General features: G+C 70.9%; 19 protein-coding genes. All 19 read right to left on the bottom strand.

Annotated features, from left to right (window positions below; genetic code table 11):
* Nucleotides 1–18 precede the first annotated feature (18 nt).
* Nucleotides 19–834, bottom strand: a complete 816-nt coding sequence (locus C3492_RS17035; RefSeq protein WP_103812604.1) for a F0F1 ATP synthase subunit delta — start codon at nt 832–834, stop codon at nt 19–21.
* On the bottom strand, nt 831–1,379 hold the full coding sequence (locus tag C3492_RS17030) for a F0F1 ATP synthase subunit B (RefSeq protein WP_103812603.1): 549 nt from the start codon (nt 1,377–1,379) through the stop codon (nt 831–833). Before C3492_RS17030 ends, C3492_RS17035 begins: the two co-directional genes overlap by 4 nt.
* A gap of 39 nt (nt 1,380–1,418) precedes the next feature.
* Nucleotides 1,419–1,664 carry an ATP synthase F0 subunit C gene (atpE, locus tag C3492_RS17025; protein ID WP_014675009.1) on the bottom strand — a complete coding sequence of 82 codons (246 nt, stop codon included), beginning with the start codon at nt 1,662–1,664 and terminating at the stop codon, nt 1,419–1,421.
* A 78-nt stretch (nt 1,665–1,742) separates the two neighbouring features.
* Nucleotides 1,743–2,513: a F0F1 ATP synthase subunit A gene (atpB, locus tag C3492_RS17020; protein ID WP_031100754.1), complete on the bottom strand. Its 771-nt coding sequence runs from the start codon at nt 2,511–2,513 to the stop codon at nt 1,743–1,745.
* Between the two features lie 273 nt (nt 2,514–2,786).
* A complete protein-coding gene (locus C3492_RS17015; protein ID WP_103812602.1) occupies nt 2,787–3,224 on the bottom strand; it encodes a hypothetical protein in 438 nt (145 codons plus the stop codon).
* Between the two features lie 300 nt (nt 3,225–3,524).
* Nucleotides 3,525–4,850, bottom strand: a complete 1,326-nt coding sequence (locus tag C3492_RS17010) for an MraY family glycosyltransferase (protein WP_103812601.1) — start codon at nt 4,848–4,850, stop codon at nt 3,525–3,527.
* Between the two features lie 128 nt (nt 4,851–4,978).
* Nucleotides 4,979–6,217, bottom strand: a complete 1,239-nt coding sequence (gene glyA / locus C3492_RS17005) for a serine hydroxymethyltransferase (RefSeq protein ID WP_103812600.1) — start codon at nt 6,215–6,217, stop codon at nt 4,979–4,981.
* 84 nt (nt 6,218–6,301) lie between these two features.
* Nucleotides 6,302–6,979, bottom strand: a complete 678-nt coding sequence (locus tag C3492_RS17000; RefSeq protein ID WP_103812599.1) for a protein-tyrosine-phosphatase — start codon at nt 6,977–6,979, stop codon at nt 6,302–6,304.
* On the bottom strand, nt 6,976–7,623 hold the full coding sequence (locus C3492_RS16995) for an L-threonylcarbamoyladenylate synthase (protein WP_103812598.1): 648 nt from the start codon (nt 7,621–7,623) through the stop codon (nt 6,976–6,978). Before C3492_RS16995 ends, C3492_RS17000 begins: the two co-directional genes overlap by 4 nt.
* A gap of 52 nt (nt 7,624–7,675) precedes the next feature.
* On the bottom strand, nt 7,676–8,521 hold the full coding sequence (gene prmC, locus C3492_RS16990) for a peptide chain release factor N(5)-glutamine methyltransferase (protein ID WP_030656095.1): 846 nt from the start codon (nt 8,519–8,521) through the stop codon (nt 7,676–7,678).
* 45 nt (nt 8,522–8,566) lie between these two features.
* Nucleotides 8,567–9,634 carry a peptide chain release factor 1 gene (gene prfA / locus C3492_RS16985; RefSeq protein ID WP_103812597.1) on the bottom strand — a complete coding sequence of 356 codons (1,068 nt, stop codon included), beginning with the start codon at nt 9,632–9,634 and terminating at the stop codon, nt 8,567–8,569.
* Nucleotides 9,635–9,740: 106 nt separating this feature from the next.
* Nucleotides 9,741–9,965: a 50S ribosomal protein L31 gene (gene rpmE / locus C3492_RS16980; RefSeq protein WP_014675000.1), complete on the bottom strand. Its 225-nt coding sequence runs from the start codon at nt 9,963–9,965 to the stop codon at nt 9,741–9,743.
* Between the two features lie 227 nt (nt 9,966–10,192).
* Nucleotides 10,193–11,326: an LCP family protein gene (locus C3492_RS16975; RefSeq protein ID WP_103812596.1), complete on the bottom strand. Its 1,134-nt coding sequence runs from the start codon at nt 11,324–11,326 to the stop codon at nt 10,193–10,195.
* Between the two features lie 353 nt (nt 11,327–11,679).
* Nucleotides 11,680–13,695, bottom strand: coding sequence for a transcription termination factor Rho (rho, locus tag C3492_RS16970; RefSeq protein ID WP_103812595.1), 2,016 nt, complete (start codon nt 13,693–13,695; stop codon nt 11,680–11,682).
* 421 nt (nt 13,696–14,116) lie between these two features.
* On the bottom strand, nt 14,117–15,034 hold the full coding sequence (gene thrB / locus C3492_RS16965; RefSeq protein ID WP_103812594.1) for a homoserine kinase: 918 nt from the start codon (nt 15,032–15,034) through the stop codon (nt 14,117–14,119).
* Nucleotides 15,035–15,558: 524 nt separating this feature from the next.
* Nucleotides 15,559–16,617: a threonine synthase gene (thrC, locus tag C3492_RS16960; protein ID WP_103812593.1), complete on the bottom strand. Its 1,059-nt coding sequence runs from the start codon at nt 16,615–16,617 to the stop codon at nt 15,559–15,561.
* Between the two features lie 6 nt (nt 16,618–16,623).
* A complete protein-coding gene (locus C3492_RS16955; RefSeq protein ID WP_103812673.1) occupies nt 16,624–17,913 on the bottom strand; it encodes a homoserine dehydrogenase in 1,290 nt (429 codons plus the stop codon).
* A 159-nt stretch (nt 17,914–18,072) separates the two neighbouring features.
* Nucleotides 18,073–19,464, bottom strand: coding sequence for a diaminopimelate decarboxylase (gene lysA / locus C3492_RS16950; protein WP_103812592.1), 1,392 nt, complete (start codon nt 19,462–19,464; stop codon nt 18,073–18,075).
* Nucleotides 19,465–19,517: 53 nt separating this feature from the next.
* Nucleotides 19,518–20,951 (bottom strand): ArgS-related anticodon-binding protein NrtL, encoded by a 1,434-nt coding sequence (gene nrtL / locus C3492_RS16945; RefSeq protein WP_103812591.1) that lies wholly within the window; start codon nt 20,949–20,951, stop codon nt 19,518–19,520.
* Nucleotides 20,952–21,279 lie beyond the last annotated feature (328 nt).

Here is a 21,279-nt window from a genome sequence, read left to right as displayed (position 1 = left end):
CGAAATATCGAGTTGCTGCTAGCTCGCCATGCGGCGGGCGGCCTCGTCCAGCCGGTCCGCGATGGAGCCGTTGATGACCTCGTCACCGACCTGCACCCGGATCCCGCCGACGACCTCGGGGTCGACGTCGAGGTTGAGGTGCATCCGACGCCCGTAGAGCTTGGTCAGGGCGGCACCGAGGCGCTCGCGCTGCCCGTCGCTCAACGGCACCGCCGAGGTGACGACGGCGACCATGCGGTTCCGACGCTCGGCGGCGAGCTTGGACAGGGACTCCAGTCCCGTCTCCAGGCTACGTCCACGCGGCGCGGTCGCGAGGCGCGTCACCAGCCGCTCGGTGGCCGGCTTGGCCCGCCCGCCCAGGAGCCGGTTCAGCAGCTCGGTCTTGGCCGAGGTGCCGGCGGCACGGTCGGTGAGCGCGGCGCGCAGCTCGGTGTTGGAGGAGACGATCCGGCCGAACCGGAACAGCTCGTCCTCGACGTCGTCGAGGGTGCCGGTCTTCTCCGCGGCCGTGAGGTCGGCGATGTTCGCCAGCTCCTCCAGCGCGTCCACCAGGTCGCGGGGCTGCGACCAGCGGGACCGGGCCAGTCCGGACACCAGGTCGGCGGCGGTGCCGCTGACCTGGCCGCCGATCAGGCGCTGGACCAGCTGCGCCTTCGCCTCCCCGGGCTGCGCCGGGTCGGTGAGGACCCGGCGCAGGCCGGCCTCGCGGTCGAGCAGCGCGGTGACGGCCGCCAGCTCGTCCGCGAGCTTCGCGGCGTCGACGGACGTGGAGTCCGTCAGCGCGTCGAGACGCTCACGTGCGGCTGACAGGGCCTCGCGGCTCGCTCCGTTCATCGCGCGGCCTCGGCCTTCTCCTCAAGCTCGTCGAGGAAGCGGTCGATCACACGGCTCTGGCGGGCGTGGTCCTCAAGGGACTCGCCGACGAGCTTGCCGGCCAGTTCGGTGGCGAGCTTGCCGACGTCCTGACGCAGCGCGGACGCGGCGGCCTTGCGGTCGGCCTCGATCTGGGCGTGGCCGGCGGTGACGATCTCCTCGCGCTGCCGCTGGCCCTCGGCCCGCATCTCGGCGATGAGCGCGGCACCCTGCTCCTGCGCCTCCTGGCGCAGGCGCGCGGCCTCGTGCCGGGCCTCGGCGAGCTGGGCCTTGTACTGCTCAAGGACGCTCTGGGCCTCGACCTTCATGGCGTCGGCCTCTTCGATGCCGCCTTCGATCGCCGCGCGACGCTCCTCCAGAACCTTGTTGATGTTCGGAAGCAGCTTCTTCCAGAAGAAGAAGAACACGATGGCGAAGGCGATGGTGCCGATGAGCAGCTCGGGACCCGGAGGAACGAGCGGGTTCTGCTCCTCCTCGGCCGCGAGCGCAACCAGGTTGGCGATCACATCAGTGCCTTTCGTCGGTTCGTGTCAGGTAAGTGCTGATTACTTACCGAACACGAACGGCATCACGATGCCGATGAGGGCGAGCGCCTCACAGAAGGCGAAGCCCAGGATCTGGTTGGCGCGGATCAGACCGGCGGCCTCGGGCTGACGGGCCAGGGCCTGGGTGCCGTTACCGAAGATGATGCCGACGCCGATGCCGGGGCCGATCGCGGCGAGGCCGTAACCGATGGAGCCGACGGAGCCGTGGACGCCGGTTTCAGCAGCAAGGGTCTGGAGAGCGGACATGCCGGTTCTTCCTTCTCTTTCATGGACCGGTGGGGGTTGGCCACCGGACGACTGGGGGTTTCGGGGCGGTGGTACGACTCAGTGGTGCTCGGCGAGAGCGCCCTGAATGTAGGAGCAGGCCAGCAGGACGAAGACGTACGCCTGGACGGCCTGGACGAAGAGCTCGAAGCAGATCATGGCCATCGTCATCACGAAGGAGACGCCGGCGGCCGGGATCATCCAGCTGTTCAGCAGGTACCAGGAGGCGACGGTGAACATCACCAGCATCAGGTGACCGGCGAACATGTTGGCGAAGAGTCGCACCGCGTGCGTGAACGGGCGGACCAGCAGGTTCGAGAAGAACTCGATGACCATGACGAGCGGCAGGACCGGGCCGAGCGTCTTGTCGTAGCCCGTGACGTTCTTGAAGAAGCCGACGAAGCCGTGCTTCTTGAAGGTCAGCGCGACCCAGGTGACGTAGACGACCGCGGCCAGCACCGCCGGGTAGGCGATGATCGAGGAGACCGGGAACTGCGCGAGCGGGACCACGGACCAGACGTTCATGATCCAGATGAAGAAGAAGAGGGAGACCATGAGCGGCACCCACTTCTCGCCCTCGCGCTTGCCGAGGGTCTCGTACACAATGCCGCGGCGGACGAAGTCGTAGCCGGCCTCGCCGATCATCTGGAGCTTGCCCGGGACGACCTTGGCCTTGCCGAAGGCGGCCCAGAAGAAGGCGACGACGAGCACGGTGGTGACGAGCGCGAGCAGCATCACCTTGTTGAACTCGAAGCCCCCGACCGTGGCGAGCGGCTTGAACAGGAAGGAGTGCAGGCCCGGAGCCGGGAAGCCACACCCGTTGTCGGACATGATCCGACAACTCCAGTCGAAGGCGAGCTGGGTCTGGTCAGCACTCACCGCGGGCTCCTTCGGCGTGACGCATGGGTTCGGCAACCTCGTTGTGTCGGCGCGGCACACGGCCGCGGATCGGCACCGGACTGGTGTTACGGATGTGGGGGCGGCTGGGGGGCATCGAGCCTCGCGATCGAGCAGGCGTCAGCTCAGATGCCCGCGCCCGCGATGCCGCAGTTGGCACCGGACGATAGCAGGAGATCTCACAAGCCTTTATCCCGCCCCTACCCCTCACGGCTTCGGCCCTGTCTTCTCGGGCTTCTCACTCTTCGCGGAGTCCGGGTCGATGTAGAAGATCTTGGCCTTCATGTGCGCGCGCGCCTGCGCGGCCATCCACACGACGGTCGCGACGACGAGCGACACGGCGAACGTCTTCGCGTTGAAGAGTGAGGTGTCCTTGAAGACGGCGACGAAGATCAGGAGGAGCAGCAGCTGGGCGACGTAGAGCAGCAGCCCCATCGCCTGGAAGAGCTGCGGGAGCGTTTTTGCCGTCCACTGCAGCACGTAGAGGCCGATTCCCATGAACAGGATGGCCAGCACCGTGCCGACGACCGCGCCGAGCGCGCCCTTGCCCCCCGCGACCGCGGCGCTCACGGCGACGGCGATCACGCCGGCAGCCGCTGTGGGCACAGCGATCTGCGCAAGGTTCCGGACGTCATTGGACGGCATGGCGGCAACTCCGCTTTCACAGGGGGCAGGGTGTCGTCATGGACGAGCGTAGTCCCGGGCTGAGTGATCGAGACCTCACACCAATGGACCGTCGCACTCGGGTCCTTCGGTTCTATCCGGGGTTCTCGTGAACCGTATCACAAACTATTTGATGAGGTCTTTACCTGGTGGGTGTGCTTGCTGTCACACATGAGAGTGACAGTGCGCGTCTGTGCAAAAACCGCGCCCACTTGTCTGGTATTAGGGGCCTTTGCTCCCCCACGAGTTGGCAATGCTCTAGTCAGATTCTTACCTTGGCCGTCAACGGCGATCGAGGAATCGTGACCTGGCGCCGATCGCGGTGGCCCCGTTGACACCGGAGACACCGGCCGTGACCGGGGTGCGCTCCTCGTCGTCCGGAGCCTCCGCTTCCGTCGCGGTGGCGGTCTCCGCAGCCGCCGTGGCCTCGGGAGCCCGGCGCCGCCTCCGGTACCGCGGCGGCACGAACCGCTGGGCCCACACCGGCACGCGGGGGGTGAAGCGCGGGAGCAGCAGCAGGACCAGACCGACCGCGCTCAGGAAGACCACGCCCAGCACGATCCACATCGACGCCGAGTTGACCGAGTACGCCAGCGCCCCGAAGCCGATCAGCGCCGACCAGAAGTACATGATCAGCACGGCCCGGCTGTGCGAGTGGCCGATCTCCAGCAGACGGTGGTGCAGATGACCGCGGTCGGCGGCGAACGGCGACTGGCCGCGCCAGGTGCGGCGCACGATCGCCAGCACCAGGTCGGCGGCCGGTACGGCGATGATCGTCAGCGGCAGCAGCAGCGGGATGTAGACCGGGACCGTCTGGTGGACCGCCGCCTTCTCCGAGCCCGCGTACAGGTTCAGCGCGTCCGGGTCCACCTGGCCGGTGATCGAGATCGCGCCGGCCGACAGCACCAGGCCGATGAGCATCGACCCCGAGTCGCCCATGAAGATCCGCGCCGGGTGCATGTTGTGCGGCAGGAAGCCCAGGCACATGCCCATCAGGATCGCCGCGAACAGCGTGCCGGGGGCGGCGGCCTCGATGCCGTACGAGTACCAGATCCGGTAGGCGTACAGGAAGAACGCGCCCGCCGCGATGCACACCATGCCGGCCGCGAGGCCGTCCAGGCCGTCCACGAAGTTCACCGCGTTGATCGTGATGACCACCAGGGCGACCGTCAGCAGCGTGCCCTGCCACTGGGTCAGGGCGACGTTGCCGACGCCCGGGATGGGCAGCCACAGGATCGTCAGACCCTGCATGACCATCACGCCCGCGGCGATCATCTGGCCGCCCAGCTTGATCAGCGCGTCGATCTCGAACTTGTCGTCCAGGACGCCGATCAGCCAGATCAGGGCCGCGCCGGAGAGCAGGGCCCGCGGCTCGTTGGACTTCGCGAAGACCTCGTTGAGGTTGGTCAGGTGGTCGGCGACCAGCAGACCCGCGCACAGCCCGAAGAACATCGCGATACCGCCGAGGCGCGGAGTGGGTTCCCGGTGCACGTCCCGGGCACGGATCTCCGGCATCGCCCCGGCCACGATCGCGAACTTCCGTACCGGTCCCGTCAGGAGGTACGTCACCGCAGCCGTGATGCAGAGCGTCAGCAGGTATTCACGCACGGGCTTCCCCACAGGTCTCGCTGGCCATCACAGCCCCACACCCTAGCGACGGACGCATATGGATGAGGACTTCCGGGTAGCGACGATGGTTGCACGAGAGGCTGTGCACCCCTGTCGGCTACCCCGGTTCAGCCGGGATACGGCGGAAACTGGCCGGTGAGCGCGCGCGCCTCCTCCCGCGCCACGACCGGCTCCGTCTCACCGCGCAGCACGGCCGCCAGCAGCGCCGCGATCCGCACCATCTCCGGCTCGCCCATGCCCTGGGTGGTCACCGCGGCCGTGCCCAGGCGCAGCCCGCGGCCGTCGCCGTGCGGCAGCGCGCAGCAGTCCAGCACCAGGCCGGCCGCCAGCAGCCGGCCGCGCGCGGTGCGGCCGTCCACACCGAGCGGGGCGGGATCGGCGGTGATCAGGTGGGTGTCCGTGCCGCCGGTGGTGACGACCAGCCCCTCCGCGGCCAGGTGACCGGCCAGCACGCGCGCGTTGGCGACCACCTGATGGGCGTACACCGTGAACGCCGGGGTCGCCGCCTCGCCGAACGCGACGGCCTTGGCGGCGATGGTGTGCATCTGGGCGCCGCTCTGGGTGAAGGGGAAGACGGCCCGGTCCACGCGCTCGGCCAGCTCCGCGCCGCACAGGATCATCCCGCCGCGCGGGCCGCGCAGCACCTTGTGGGTGGTCGCGCACACGATGTCCGCGTACGGCACCGGGTTCGGCGCCGCTCCCCCGGCCACCAGCCCGATCGGATGCGCCGCGTCGGCGATCAGATAGGCCCCGACCTCGTCGGCGACCTCACGGAAGAAGGCGTAGTCGATGTGCCGGGGGTAGGCGATGGAACCGCACACGATCGCCTTGGGCCGGTGGTTGCGGGCGAGGTGGCGCACCTGGTCGTGGTCGATCAGCCCGGTCTCGGCGTCGACGCCGTAGCCGACGAAGTCGAACCAGCGGCCGGAGAAGTTCGCCGGGGAGCCGTGGGTGAGGTGTCCGCCGTAGGGCAGGCCGAGAGCGAGGACGGTGTCGCCGGGGCGCAGCAGGGCCGCGTAGGCGGCCAGGACGGCCGAGGAACCGGAGTGCGACTGGACGTTGGCGTGCTCGGCGCCGAACAGGGCCTTGGCCCGGTCGATGGCCGCGCGTTCGGCGACGTCGACGAGCTCGCAGCCGCCGTGGTGCCGGGCACCGGGGTAGCCCTCGGCGTACTTGTTGGCGAGCGCGGAGCCGAGGGCGGCGAGCACGGCCGGCGAGCAGAAGTTCTCGGCGGCGATCAGCTGGAGTGTGGTCGACTGCCGGTCCAGCTCGGCCAGGAGGATCTCGGCCATGGCCGGGTCCTGCCGGCGCAGGACGTCGGTCTCAAGGGAATGGGTGACCGACATGGCGGGCTCCCGGGCGGTCGGCGGTGACGTATCCCCAATGTAGGCCGCGCAGGTGCGGGTCGCCCGGTATTGCGGCCGCGCGCCCTACATCCGTGCCGGAACGCCGGTCAGCGCCGTCACCACCGGGTCCAGGGCGTCCCGTATCTCGTCGCCGATCGACCGGAAGAAGGTGAGCGGGGCGCCGTACGGGTCGTACACCTCGTCGGCCTCGGCGGTCGGGGCGAGCAGCCAGCCGCGCAGCGCCGCCGCCGCGCGCACCAGCGCCCGGGCCCGCATGACCACGCCGTCCTCCAGGGGCGGCAGGGTGGCCGGATCTATCGCCCGGACCAGGCGGGTGAACTCCTTCAGGGTGAAGGTGCGCAGGCCCGCCGAATGGCCCATGGAGATGACCTGGGCGCGGTGGTCGCGGGTGGCGGTCAGCACCAGGTCCGCCCTGATCACGTGCTCGTCCAGCAGCTCCCGGCCGACGAAACCGGAGGCGTCCGCCCCGAACTCGGCCAGCACGGTCTCCGCGTGGGACTCCATGGGCGCGCCCTCGTGGCCCCAGGTGCCGGCGCTCTCCACGATCAGCCCGCCACCGAGTACACCGAGCCGCTCCGCGACGAAGTGGCGGGTCAGCCGCTCGGTGATGGGCGAGCGGCACACATTGCCGGTGCTGACGTGGAGGATGCGGAAGGTGTCGCGGGGGAACCCGAACGTCGTCGTCTCCTCCGCGCTGTAGCCCCCGCCGCCTATGCCACGCCCCGCTTCAGGGGCCGTCAATTCGCCACCTCAAGGTCGGGTACGACCTTGCGCAGCTCCTCCGCGGAGAGCGCGCCCGCGCGCAGCAGCACCGGCACCTCGCGCGAGACGTCCACGATGGACGACGGCATGTTGCCCGGGGTGGGGCCGCCGTCGAGGTAGACGGAGACGGAGTCGCCGAGCATCTCCTGCGCGGCGTCGCAGTTCTCCGGCGCCGGGTGGCCGGTGAGGTTCGCCGAGGAGACGGCCATGGGGCCGACCTCGGTGAGCAGTTCGATGGCGACCGGGTGCAGCGGCATGCGCACGGCGACGGTGCCGCGGGTGTCGCCGAGGTCCCACTGGAGGGACGGCTGGTGCTTGGCGACGAGCGTGAGGGCGCCCGGCCAGAACGCGTCGACCAGCTCCCAGGCCAGCTCGGAGAAGTCCGTGACGAGGCCGTGCAGGGTGTTCGGGGAGCCGATGAGGACGGGGGTGGGCATGTTGCGGCCCCGGCCCTTGGCGGCGAGCAGGTCGGCGACGGCCTCCGAGGAGAACGCGTCGGCGCCGATGCCGTACACCGTGTCGGTCGGCAGGACCACCAGCTCGCCCCGGCGGACGGCGGACGCGGCCTCGCGCAGACCCGTCACACGGTCGGTCGCGTCGTTGGTGTCGTATCGCCGTGCCATGTCTAGCTGGCCTCCTCGTACACGTACTGCGGGGTTGAGAACTGGGTGGTGCTCACGGCAGCGCCTTGCGGGCGGTGGCGAACCGCGGGCGGTTGTTGAGGTCGGGGTGATCGGCCGCGTCGGCCCAGCCCCGCTCCTCGGTGAAGATCCACGGCACCTGGCCGCCCTGGGTGTCGGCGTGCTCGATCACGACGACCCCGCCCGGGCGCAGCAGCCGGTGCGCGGTGCGTTCGATGCCCCGGATGAGGTCCAGGCCGTCCTCACCGGAGAACAGCGCCATCTCCGGGTCGTAGTCACGGGCCTCCGGGGCGACGTACTCCCACTCGGTGAGCGGGATGTACGGCGGGTTGGAGATGACCAGGTCGACCTGGCCGTCGAGGTCCGGGAAGGCGGTCAGCGCGTCGCCCTGGCGCAGGTCGACGCGGGAGCCGGCCATGTTCTTGCGGGTCCACACCAGGGCGTCCTCGGACAGCTCCACGGCGTGCACGCGCGAGCGCGGGACCTCCTGGGCGAGGGCGAGCGCGATGGCGCCGGAGCCGGTGCACAGGTCGACGATGCAGGGCTCGACCACGTCCATGGCACGCACGGCGTCTATGGCCCAGCCGACCACCGACTCGGTCTCCGGCCGGGGCACGAACACCCCGGGCCCGACCTGGAGCTCCAGGTACCGGAAGTAGGCCCGCCCGGTGATGTGCTGGAGCGGCTCGCGCTGCTCGCGCCGGGCGATGACCTCCCAGTACCGGGCGTCGAAGTCGGCGTCCTTCACGGAGTGCAGTTCGCCGCGCTTCACCCCGTGCACGAACGCGGCCAGCTCCTCCGCGTCGGTGCGCGGCGAGGGCACGCCGGCGTCGGCCAGCCGCTGGGTGGCCTGGGCCACCTCCGCGAGCAGCAGGTTCACGCGAGTCCTCCGTGTCGTACTCGTGCTCGTGCGTGCGTACGGCTCTCAGGCGGCGGCGAGCTTCGCCGCCGAGTCGCCGTCGACACAGGCCTGGATGACGGCTTCGAGGTCGCCGTCCAGGACCTGGTCCAGGTTGTACGCCTTGAAGCCGACGCGGTGGTCCGAGATGCGGTTCTCCGGGAAGTTGTAGGTGCGGATCTTCTCGGAGCGGTCGACGGTGCGGACCTGGCTGCGGCGGGCGTCGGCGGCCTCCCTCTCCGCCTCCTCCTGCGCCATGGCGAGCAGCCTGGAGCGCAGGATACGCATCGCCTGCTCCTTGTTCTGCAACTGGCTCTTCTCGTTCTGGCAGGAGGCGACGACTCCGGTCGGGATGTGCGTGATGCGCACGGCGGAGTCGGTGGTGTTGACGGACTGGCCGCCCGGGCCGGAGGACCGGTACACGTCGATGCGGAGGTCGTTGGGATTGATCTCCACGTCGACCTCCTCGGCCTCGGGGGTCACGAGGACACCGGCGGCGGAGGTGTGGATGCGGCCCTGGGACTCGGTGGCCGGGACCCGCTGCACGCGGTGCACCCCGCCCTCGTACTTCAGCCGGGCCCACACGCCCTGGCCAGGCTCGATCTGCCCGCGGGCCTTCACCGCGACCTGGACGTCCTTGTAGCCGCCCAGCTCGGACTCGGTGGCGTCGATGATCTCGGTCTTCCAGCCGACGCGCTCGGCGTACCGCAGGTACATGCGCAGCAGGTCGCCCGCGAACAGCGCCGACTCGTCGCCGCCGGCGCCCGCCTTGATCTCCAGGATGACGTCCTTGTCGTCACTGGGGTCGCGCGGGACGAGCAGCAGGCGCAGCTTCTCGGTGAGCTCCTCGCGCTGCTTCTCCAGGTCCTTGACCTCGGCGGCGAAGTCGGGGTCGTCGGCGGCCAGCTCGCGCGCGGTCTCGATGTCGTCGCCGTTCTGCTTCCAGGAGCGGTACGTGGCGACGATCGGGGTCAGCTCGGCGTAGCGCTTGTTCAGCTTGCGCGCGTGTCCCTGGTCGGCGTGGACCGACGGGTCGACGAGCTTCTTCTCCAGGTCGGCGTGCTCGGCGACGAGTTCCTCGACGGCCTCGAACATCTTGGGCTCCTGTACTGCGGTGGTGGGAAGGGGCGGGCGACCAAAAACGCCGGTCCCGGGCACACCCCCGTGAGGGCGTGACCGTGGACCGGCGAAATGGGGCTCGCTACTTCTTGGAGCCGGCGGCAGCCTTGCCGAAGCGGGCCTCGAAGCGGGCCACACGGCCACCGGTGTCGAGGATCTTCTGCTTGCCCGTGTAGAACGGGTGGCACTCGGAGCAGACCTCGGCCCGGATGGTGCCGGACTCGATGGTGCTGCGGGTGGTGAACGACGCGCCGCAGGTGCAGCTGACCTGCGTCTCGACGTACGCGGGGTGGATGTCGCGCTTCAAGGTGTCTCCTAGGTTTCGGGAGGGCGCCGGGTCGCTGCCGCGGGGTGCGGAGGCGTGAACCGGAGCCGACGTACCAGTCTGCCAGGACTGGGGCCATCCCCCAAAACCGGGGGTGCGGTTGTTCTATTCCGGCTCAGGTGAGCGGTGGGCCCGCCCCGGGGGGAGCCGCTTGGTCACCGTGTGCGGCTGCGGGTCGTCGTGGGTGGTCCGCGAGGTTCCCCGCGCCCCTAACCGGCGCTGACGACGCCCTTGGCCTCACCCGTGGCCGTGCCTTCCGTGGCCGGCTTCGGGATCGGTCTGTCGTTCTTCAGGGCGTTCCAGACCAGTTGGGCCTTGGTCTTGGCCAGGAGGACGCGGTTGGGGTTGGCCGGGTCGTACTGGACCGGCATCGTCACCATCTTCATGTGGGACGAGCTGATGCCCTTCAGGCCGTCGGCGAAGTCGATCAGGGAGTTCACCGAGCCGAGGTCGGAGTCGGTGGTGACGGCCTTGGTGGCGGTGTCGGCGAGGTCGTACAGCTTCTTCGGGTTCGAGAGGACGCCGACGTGCTTGACCTGGTCGATCAGGGCCTTGATGAACGCCTGCTGGAGCTGGATGCGGCCCAGGTCCGAGCCGTCGCCCACGCCGTGCCGGGTGCGGACCAGGCCGAGGGCCTGCTCACCGTTCAGGGTGTGGGTGCCGGCCTTGAGCCTCAGGTGGCTCTGCTGGTCGTCGATGTCCTTGGTCGTGGTGACCCGGACCCCGCCGAGGTCGTCGATGAGCTTCTGGAAGCCCTCGAAGTCGACCTCCAGGTAGTGGTCCATGCGGATGCCGGTGATGGACTCGACGGTCCTGACCGCGCAGGCCGCGCCGCCGGTGGAGTACGCCTCGTTGAACATCACGCCGGACGCGGCGGGGTGGGTGGCGCCCTTGGTGTCGGTGCACCGGGGGCGGTCCACCAGGGTGTCCCGGGGGATGGAGACCACACTGGCCTTCTTGTGGCCCTCGTACACGTGGACGATCATCGCCGTGTCGGAGCGGGCGCTGCCGTCGTCCGTGCCGCCGCCGAGCTTCTTGTTCTTGCCGGAACGGGTGTCCGAGCCGAGGACCAGGATGTTCTCGGAGCCGTTGTCGACCTTCGAGGGCCGGTCGGTGCCGAGGGCCTGGTTGATGTCGACGCTGTGGAGGTTGCCGTTGAGCTTGAAGTACACGTAGGCGGCTCCGGACCCGCCCAGCACCACCACGCCGGCCGCCGTCCAGGCGGTCGCGCGCAGGGCCTTGCGTCCCGCGCTGGGCGCCTTGCGGCGGCGGCCCTTGCCCCGGCGGCGCGAGGTGGTGCCCGGCTCGGTTATGGCGGGCTGAGGCGTGCTCTCGGCGGCCACTTCGCTCCTAGGTCTCGTGTGGTCGGTTACCCCCTGCGGTCAGGGTCAGGCGCGGTCGTCACCGCTCCATCGTCGCTCCGCCCGATCAGACGGAGAAACTCGGGAAAGGGTTGCACAACGCACGGTGCCCACCGGGTACGGCGATGAGCACGCTGTGTAGTCGTTCGGTACGGGAGCACTGCGCTCACCTGCGCGTTCAGACCAGGACGTCGCACGCCCGGAAGCCGGTGCCCACCGGGGCCCCTGTGGCAAAGATCTCCCTTGCGTCCCTTGTGCCGGAAGCCCGGACGGCAGAAGCCCGCCCCGTCACTGTGGACGGGGCGGGCTTCTGTTCTGTTCCCTGGGACGGACCGTCAGTCGCCGTTGCCGGGCGCTGGCGTCGTCTTCTGGATCTGCATCAGGAACTCGACGTTCGACTTGGTCTGCTTCATCTTGTCGAGAAGCAGCTCGATCGCCTGCTGCTGGTCCAGCGCGTGCAGGACGCGGCGGAGCTTCCAGACGATGGCCAGCTCCTCGTTGCCGAGCAGGATCTCTTCCTTGCGGGTACCGGACGCGTCCACGTCCACCGCCGGGAAGATGCGCTTGTCGGCGAGCTTCCGGTCGAGCTTCAGCTCCATGTTGCCGGTGCCCTTGAACTCCTCGAAGATCACCTCGTCCATGCGGGAGCCGGTGTCCACGAGGGCCGTGGCCAGGATGGTCAGCGAGCCGCCGTCCTCGATGTTGCGCGCCGCACCGAAGAACCGCTTCGGCGGGTAGAGCGCGGTCGAGTCGACACCACCGGACAGGATGCGGCCGGAGGCGGGCGCCGCCAGGTTGTAGGCACGGCCCAGACGCGTGATCGAGTCGAGCAGCACGACCACGTCGTGGCCCAGCTCGACCAGGCGCTTGGCCCGCTCGATGGCCAGCTCGGCGACGGTCGTGTGGTCCTCGGCCGGGCGGTCGAAGGTCGAGGAGATGACCTCGCCCTTGACCGACCGCTGCATGTCGGTGACCTCTTCCGGACGCTCGTCGACGAGGACGACCATCAGGTGGCACTCGGGGTTGTTGTGCGTGATCGCGTTGGCGATCGCCTGCATGATCATGGTCTTACCGGTCTTCGGCGGGGCCACGATCAGACCGCGCTGACCCTTACCGATCGGCGAGACCAGGTCGATGATGCGGGTGGTGAGCACACCCGGGTCGGTCTCCAGGCGGAGCCGGTCCTGCGGGTAGAGCGGGGTCAGCTTGTTGAACTCCGGGCGGCCACGGCCGTGTTCGGGCGCCATGCCGTTGACGGAGTCCAGCCGGACCAGCGCGTTGAACTTCTCGCGGCGCTCGCCCTCCTTCGGCTGGCGGACAGCACCGGTGATGTGGTCACCCTTGCGCAGGCCGTTCTTGCGGACCTGGGCGAGGGAGACGTACACGTCGTTCGGGCCGGGCAGGTAGCCGGAGGTCCGGATGAAGGCGTAGTTGTCGAGGATGTCCAGGATGCCCGCGACGGGGATCAGGACGTCGTCCTCGGCGACCTGCGGCTCGGCGATCTCGTCGCGGCCACGGCGGCCCCGGCGGTCGCGGTAGCGGCCCCGACGGCCGCGACGGCCGCCCTCGAAGTCGTCGTCGTCCTGCGGACCGGTGTTGCGGTCCTGCCGGCCGCCGCCCTGCTGCTGGCCCTGCTGCTGCCGGTCCTGGCGGTCCTGGCGGCCGCCGCCCTGGCCCTGCTGGTCGTCGCCCTTGTTGCGGCGGTCGCGGTCCCGGCCGCGCTCGCGGCGGTCCCGGCGGCCACGGCCGTCGCCGTCGGCGTCGCCCTTGGCCTCGCCCTGCGGCTGCGACTGCTGCTGCGCGGGCGTCTCGGCCCTGGACTCGCTCCTGGCCTCGGCGGCGACGGTCTCGGCGCCGCCCGCGGCCGGGCTGCCCGCCTCGGCGGTGGCGCGGCGGCGACGGCGCTCGGCCGGGGCGTCGTCGGAGGCCGGCTGGCCGGGGATCTCGATCTGCTGCTGGGCCACGGCCTTCTCGGCGGCGGCCTCGCTCTTGGCCTCCGCCTTCTTCGCCGTGCTCTCGCCGTTCTCGGCGGACTCGCCGGTGCGGGCCTTGGAGGTGGCCCGGCGCTTCGGCTTGGTCTCGGCGGCGGTGTCGGCCTTGGCAGCGGGGGCACCCCCGGCGGCCTGCGCCTCCTTGATGACCTCGATCAGCTGGCTCTTGCGCATCCGCGCGGTGCCCCTGATCCCGAGGCCCGAGGCGACCTGCTGCAGCTCGGCCAGCACCATGCCCTCAAGGCCGGTACCGCGGCGCCGCCGGGAGCCGGCACCGGTGGCAGGCGCGGAGGCGTCCGTGGCGGGCGCGGCAGCGGTCTCCTCGACACGTGCGCCCATCAGATCGGTGGTGTCGCTCACGAAGGGTCCTTCCCTGGAGCGGACGTCGGCCTGTCTGGCTCGGCGACCGGTTGTGCTGTCCGGCTACGGTCCTGTCTTCTGTGAACCGTGCCGGGGCGGTGGTCCGCCAAAGCGGCGGAAGAAATGTGCGGTGATGGCGCTTCCGCGAGCCGTGGCACCCAGTGTCACGTGGCGTGGTAGCACCGATTCCGGAGCTCCCCCAGAGGGGGTACCCCCACCGGCGGCCCGCTCAGTGCTCGCATACGACGTACTGCCCAGGTACGACGCAAGGAACACGGAGTGGCGCGGGGGGCTCCCGGAAGAATGTCTGTCCCGGACGGGGACACGAGGCACCTCGCCATGGTGGGGTCGGGTGCAGACTTGAGGTTAACACTACCGGATCCAACAAACATTCCCCCTCTCCAAATCCGGCAACCGTGTGTCAGGTCGCAAGCGGCAGCACGCTCGCTCCCTGGACGTCCAGGTCCAGCCGGTTGGCGGCCCATCCCTCACCCGCGAGGTGGGAGACCTTGTCGGCGCTTTCGGCGTCGGCCAGTGCCATGACGGTGGGCCCGGCGCCCGAGATGACGGCCGGGATGCCGTCGGCCCGCAGCCGCTCCACCAGCGCGGCGCTCTCCGGCATGGCCGGCGCGCGGTACTCCTGGTGCAGACGGTCCTCGGTGGCGGGCACCAGCAGCTCGGGGCGCCTGGTCAGGGCCTCGACGAGCAGGGCGGCGCGGCCCGCGTTGGCGGCGGCGTCGACGTGCGGTACGGAGCGCGGGAGCAGACCGCGCGCGGTCTCGGTCAGGACCGGCTTCCCGGGCACGAAAACCACCGGAACGATGGAACGGTGCGGCTCCATCCTGATGGCCCGGGCGGCGCCGGCCTCCATCCAGGACAGGGTGAAGCCGCCGAGCAGACAGGCGGCCACGTTGTCCGGGTGGCCCTCGATCTCGGTGGCCAGCTCCAGCAGCGCCGCGTCGTCCAGGCGGGCCTCGCCGCCTATGGTCACCGCGCGGGCGGCGACGATGCCGGCGCAGATGGCGGCGGAGGAGGAGCCGAGGCCCCGGCCGTGGGGGATGCGGTTGGCGCAGACGATCTCCAGGCCCCGGGGCTGCCCGCCCAGCAGGTCGAAGGCGGTGCGCAGGGAGCGGACGAGGAGGTGGCTCTCGTCCCGCGGCAGGGTCTCGCTGCCCTCTCCCGCGATGTCGATGTGCAGCCCGGAGTCGGCCACCCGGACGACGACGTCGTCGTACAGCCCCAGCGCGAGGCCCAGGGCGTCGAAGCCCGGACCGAGGTTGGCGCTGGTGGCGGGAACGCGCACCCGGACGGCGGCGGCGCGGAACGCTGGACCGGCCATCGCTCGTTGACTCTCCTTGAGCTGCGTGACTGTCGAAGACATTCGATACGTACGGGAGACCCTCAGGCCGCGCGGCCGGCGCGGCGTCGCCCATGTGCGAGGGCATGTGCCACGGGCGGGGTTCGGTACAGCCTATCGAAGGAAGGTTCTGTGGCGACATAGGGCGCACAGGAGGCGCACGATGCGTGTCGCAAGCCCCCTGTGCACCCTGACAGGGATGCCCCGGACCGGAGCGCTCGGGCCGACGCCCGGGCTCGGGCGCCGGTGCGCTGGGGCCCGGGCGCCGGTGCGCTGGAACCCCGGCGCCGGTGCGCTGGAACCCCGGCGCCGGTGCGCTGGAGCCCCGGCGCCGGTGCCTGGGGCTCAGCTGCCCCCGCGCTCCGGCTCGGGCACCCGGGTGCGCGAGCCCCGGCTCCGGTCCGGATGCCGGCTTCGGTCCGTGCTCCGGCTCCGGTCCGGATTCCGGCTTCGGTCCGTGCTCCGGCTCCCGGCGCTCAGGCTGGACCGGCTCACGCCAGACCGGGTCAGGCCAGACCGAGGCGCTCGGCCGCGGTGGCCGCGTCGACCGGGACGGTGACCGGCTGCGGGGCGCCGGCGACGGCCCAGTCGGGGTCCTTCAGGCCGTTGCCGGTGACGGTGCACACGATGCGCTGGCCCGGGTCCACCTTGCCCTGCTCGGCGGCCTTGAGCAGACCGGCCACGGAGGCGGCGGAGGCGGGCTCCACGAAGACGCCCTCCTGCGCGGCCAACAGGCGGTAGGCGCGCAGGATCTCACGGTCCGTCACCTCGTCGATGGCACCGCCGGACTCGTCCCGCGCGGCCAGGGCGTAACTCCATGACGCGGGGTTGCCGATGCGGATGGCGGTGGCGATGGTCGACGGGTCCTTGACGACCTCGCCCCGCACGATCGGGGCACTGCCGGATGCCTGGAAACCCCACATGCGGGGGGTCCTGCCGGAGATGCCGTCGGCGGCGTACTCCTTGTAACCCTTCCAGTAGGCCGTGATGTTGCCCGCGTTGCCGACCGGCAGGACGTGGATGTCGGGCGCGTCGCCGAGCATGTCCACGATCTCGAAGGCAGCCGTCTTCTGGCCCTCGATGCGCACGGGGTTGACCGAATTCACCAGCGCCACGGGGTAGTTCTCGCTCAGTGCGCGCGCCAGGGTGAGGCAGTCGTCGAAGTTGCCGTCGACCTGGAGGATCTTCGCGCCGTGCACGAGGGCCTGGCCCATCTTGCCGAGGGCGATCTTGCCCTGCGGCACGAGCACGGCGGAGACCATCCCGGCCCGCACGGCGTACGCGGCGGCGGAGGCGGACGTGTTGCCCGTGGAGGCGCAGATGACGGCCTTCGCCCCCTCCTCCTTGGCCTTGCTGATGGCCATGGTCATACCGCGGTCCTTGAAGGACCCGGTGGGGTTGGCCCCCTCCACCTTCAGGTGGACCTCACAGCCCGTGCGCTCGGAGAGCACCTGCGCGGGCACGAGGGGCGTGCCGCCCTCACGGAGCGTCACGACCGGCGTGGTGTCGGATACCGGCAGCCTGTCCCGGTACTCCTCGATGATTCCGCGCCACTGGTGGGTCATTGCTGGTTACTCTCCTTCAACCCGCATGATGCTGGCGACACCCCGCACGGTGTCGAGCTTGCGCAGTGCCTCGACGGTCCCGGACAGGGAGGCGTCGGAGGCCCGGTGGGTGACGACGACGAGGGAGGCCTCGCCGTCCTTGCCCTGCTGCCGAACCGTGTCGATCGACACGCCGTGCTCGGCGAAGACGGTGGCGACCTGGGCGAGCACGCCCGGTTTGTCGGCCACGTCGAGGCTGATGTGGTACCGGGTGACGACGTCGCCCATCGGGGAGACGGTCAGGTCGGCGTACGCCGACTCACCCGGCCCGGTCGCGCCGTTCAGCCGGTTGCGGCAGACGGCGACCAGGTCACCGAGCACGGCCGAGGCGGTGGGCGAACCGCCGGCGCCCGGGCCGTAGAACATCAGCTGCCCAGCCGCGTCGCTCTCCACGAAGACGGCGTTGTACGCGCCGCGCACCGAGGCGAGCGGGTGGCTGAGCGGGATCATCGCGGGGTGCACGCGCGCGGTGACGGCCGTACCGTCCGCGGACCGCTCACAGATGGCGAGCAGCTTGATCGTGCAGCCCATCTCCTTGGCGGAGCGGAAGTCGGCGGCGGTGACCTCGGTCATGCCCTCGCGGTACACATCGTCGAGGCGCACGCGCGTGTGGAAGGCGATCCCGGCGAGGATGGCGGCCTTGGCGGCGGCGTCGAAGCCCTCGACGTCGGCGGTCGGGTCGGCCTCGGCGTACCCCAGCGCGGTGGCCTCGTCCAGGGCCTCCTGGTACCCGGCGCCGGTCGAGTCCATCTTGTCGAGGATGAAGTTGGTGGTGCCGTTGACGATGCCGAGCACGCGGTTGACCTTGTCACCGGCGAGGGACTCGCGCAGCGGCCGGATCAGCGGGATGGCACCGGCGACGGCGGCCTCGTAGTAGAGGTCGCGGCCGTGCGCCTCCGCGGCGGCGTGCAGGGCGGTCCCGTCCTGGGCGAGCAGGGCCTTGTTGGCGGAGACGACGGAGGCGCCGTGCTCGAAGGCGGTGGTGATCAGGGACCGGGCGGGCTCGATCCCGCCGATGACCTCGACCACGACGTCGATGTCGCCGCGTTTGACGAGGGCGGTGGCGTCGGTGGTGACGAGGGAGGGGTCGATGCCCTCACGTACCTTGGCGGGCCGCCGTACGGCGACGCCCGCGAGCTCCACGGGCGCCCCGATCCTCGCGGCGAGGTCGTCGGCGTGCGTCGTCATGATGCGCGCCACCTCTGAGCCGACCACTCCACAGCCCAGCAGCGCCACCTTCAGCGGACGCGTACGCATCATCCGACCTCGTTTCCTCTTACCGTCTACGGTTGGACCAGTCTCACTCACCGGACGGGAGTTTCTACCCTTCGTCCGGATCGTGAGACATCTATTTCATTTGTACGGGACCGGGAGACCGCAGATCTTCCGGCCCCTCCCACGGGGCGGCCGTCCGGGTCACCCGACGTCGAGACGCAGGAGGTCCTCCTCCGTCTCCCGGCGGACGATCACCCGCGCCTCGCCGTCCCGTACGGCCACGACGGGCGGCCGCAGCACGTGGTTGTAGTTGCTGGCCATGGACCGGCAGTACGCGCCCGTGGCCGGTACGGCGATCAGGTCGCCCGGCGCCAGGTCGGAGGGCAGGAACGCGTCCTTGACCACGATGTCCCCGCTCTCGCAGTGCTTGCCGACGACGCGGGCGAGCATCGGCTCGGCGTCGGACGCGCGGGACACGAGGGCGACGCTGTACTCGGCGTCGTACAGCGCGGTCCGGATGTTGTCCGACATGCCGCCGTCGACGGAGACGTACGTGCGCAGCCCGTCGAGCGGCTTGACCGTGCCGACCTCGTACAGCGTGAAGGCGGTGGGGCCGACGATGGCGCGCCCGGGCTCGACGGAGATCCGGGGCGTGCGCAGCCGGGCGGCCTCGCACTCCCGCGTGACGATCTCGGAGAGCGCCTTGGCGATCTCGTGCGGCTCCCGGGGATCGTCGTCACTGGTGTAGGCGATCCCGAGCCCGCCCCCCAGGTCGATCTCCGGCAGCTCGACCCCGTGCTCGTCCCGGATGTCCTTCAGCAGCCCGACGACACGATGGGCGGCGACCTCGAAGCCCGACATGTCGAAGATCTGCGACCCGATGTGGGAGTGGATCCCGATCAGCTCCAGCCCGTCGAGCTGAAGGGCCCGCCGTACGGCCTCGGCGGCCTGCCCCCCGGCGAGCGGGATGCCGAACTTCTGGTCCTCGTGGGCGGTGGCGATGAACTCGTGGGTGTGTGCCTCCACGCCCACGGTGATCCGGATCTGGACGCGCTGGCGGGTGCCCAGCTCCTGGGCGACGTGGGCGACCCGCACGATCTCCTGGAAGGAGTCGAGCACGATCCGCCCCACACCGGCCTCGACGGCCCGGGTGATCTCCGCGACGGACTTGTTGTTGCCGTGGAAGGCGATGCGCTCGGCGGGCATCCCGGCGGACAGCGCGGTGGCCAGCTCGCCACCGGAACAGACGTCCAGGTTGAGGCCCTCCTCGTTCAGCCACCGCACGACGGCCCGGGAGAGGAATGCCTTCCCGGCGTAGAAGACATCGGCGTCCGGCCCGAACGCGGTACGCCAGGCACGCGCGCGGGACCGGAAGTCGGCCTCGTCGAGGACGTAGGCGGGGGTGCCGAACTCCTCGGCGAGCCGGCTGACCGGAATCCCGCCGACGGTGACCACGCCGTCGTCGCCGCGCGTGACGGTCTGGGCCCACACCTTCTGGTCCAGGACGTTGAGGTCGGCGGGCGGCGCGGAGTAGTGCCCCTCGGGCAGGACGTCGGCGTGGCGGGGCCCGGCGGGGTGGGCGGAACGGCTCATGACGTGACTCTCAGACTCTCTGTCTCTCTCCGGGGCGCATCTGCTCGCGGGCCTCAGAGGTGTTCGGGTGCGTCGATGCCGAGCAGGGCCAGGCCGCCGGCCAGCACCGTCCCGGCAGCTTCGGCGAGGGCCAGCCGGGCGCGGTGGGCGGCCGAGGGTTTCTCCTCGCCGACGGGAAGCACGCAAGGCAGCAGAGGCAGCACGGCATCGGCGACGGTGACGAGATGCCGGGCAAGCCGGTCCGGGGCACGACGGGTGGCGGCCACGGCGAGGATGCGGGGGTGGGCGGCCAGGGGGGTCAGGAGGGGGGTGGGGGTGGGCGCAGTGGCTGGGGTGCACGCCGCGTCGGCGTTCTCAGGAGGGAGGAGGTCGGTGTCGGCGTTCGCGCGGGTGGCGAGGGGGCCGGTGTCGGGGTGCGCGAGGGCTCCCAGAGCGGGGAGGCAGGTGTCGGCGTTCACGGGGGTGGCGAGGAGGCCGGTGTCGGGGTGCGCGAGGGCTCCCAGAGCGGGGAGGCAGGTGTCGGGGTTCACGGGGGTGGCGAGGAGGCCGGTGTCGGGGTGCGCGAGGGCTCCCAGAGCGGGGAGGCAGGTGTCGGGGTTCACGGGGGTGGCGAGGAGGCCGGTGTCGGGGTGCGCGAGGGCTCCCAGGAGGCTGCGCCCACCGGCGCTCGCGGAGGTCCCGAAGGGGTCGGCGCCGGCCTCCGCGGGAACTCCCGGACGGCGTCCACCACCCCGCCCACGGATGCCGAGCGGCCCGGCACCGGGAGGCGCGCCGAGTCCGACCGGGCCGGGTTCGGCGCAGAAGCCGAGGCGGGCGGCGTTGCGGCTGAGGGCACGGATGCGGGCGTGGGCGTACCGCACGCGGAACAGCGGATTGCTCTCCCGCTGGATCAGGTGATCGGCGGTGATCCGGGGCCGGTCGTGCGGGGCGGGGTGGAGGAGGGCCCACCGGGCGGCGTCGGGCCCGAGCGGGGCGGGGTCCTCCGGCGCGGGCACGGGCCGTAGGTTGACGGGCTCGCCGTGCTCGATGGTGGCGCGCCCGCCCTGGGTGGCCACGAGGCGTGCGACGGCGTCGGCGACGACCTCGGCGCGCACCTCGTACGGCACGCGCAGCTCGACGACCTGTCCGGCGAGGGCGTCCCCGTAGCCGTACCGGGTGCCCTTCTCCCGGATCTCCCGGACCAGCCCGGCGACGGGATCGACCTGCTGGTCGAGGCAGATGTTCAGGAACCCGGGCCCGGTGACGACGACGTCCCGGACGCCCTCGGCCTCGGCGAGCCGGGCGCACAGGATCTCGGCGACCCGCAGCGCCGGCAGCCCGGCCGGCCGGGCGAGCTGGAGCGCGATGGTGGTGGCGAAGTCCCCGCACCCCCCGGGCCCCGGCTCGGTCACCACGGCCCGCTCGGGCACGGTCACACTCAGCTCCCCGTCATCGACAGCACGACGCACCGCGTGCAACACGGTGCGGGAAAGCTCGACGGGGGTCACGGGACAAGCGTAGGGGAGAAGGGGGGTGGGTAAGCGAGGCGGTTATGTCTAGCCGGTTGCCCCTGCGCGGTTGTCCGTAGCCGGTTGCCCCTGCCCGGTTGCCGCTAGCCGATGGTCCCTGCCCGGTTGCCGCTAGCCGGTTGTTCCTGCCGGGTTGCCCCTGGCCGGTTGCCCTCCCTGCCCCCCGGCCGGCCTACCCTCCGAAAGCCATCCCGTCCGGCACACCGCCGGAGAGATCGCCGTCCCGGGAGCCGTGACCGTCGAGTATCGCGGAGGGGGGTTCGGTAGCGGAAGCGGTTCCATGAGCAGGAGAGCCCCCATCACAATC

This window comes from Streptomyces sp. Ru62 (assembly GCF_002920615.1).
Taxonomy (GTDB): Bacteria; Actinomycetota; Actinomycetes; order Streptomycetales; family Streptomycetaceae; genus Streptomyces.
The sequence above is the reverse complement of the archived record's forward strand: the minus strand, read 5'-3'. Positions and strand labels throughout refer to the sequence as shown.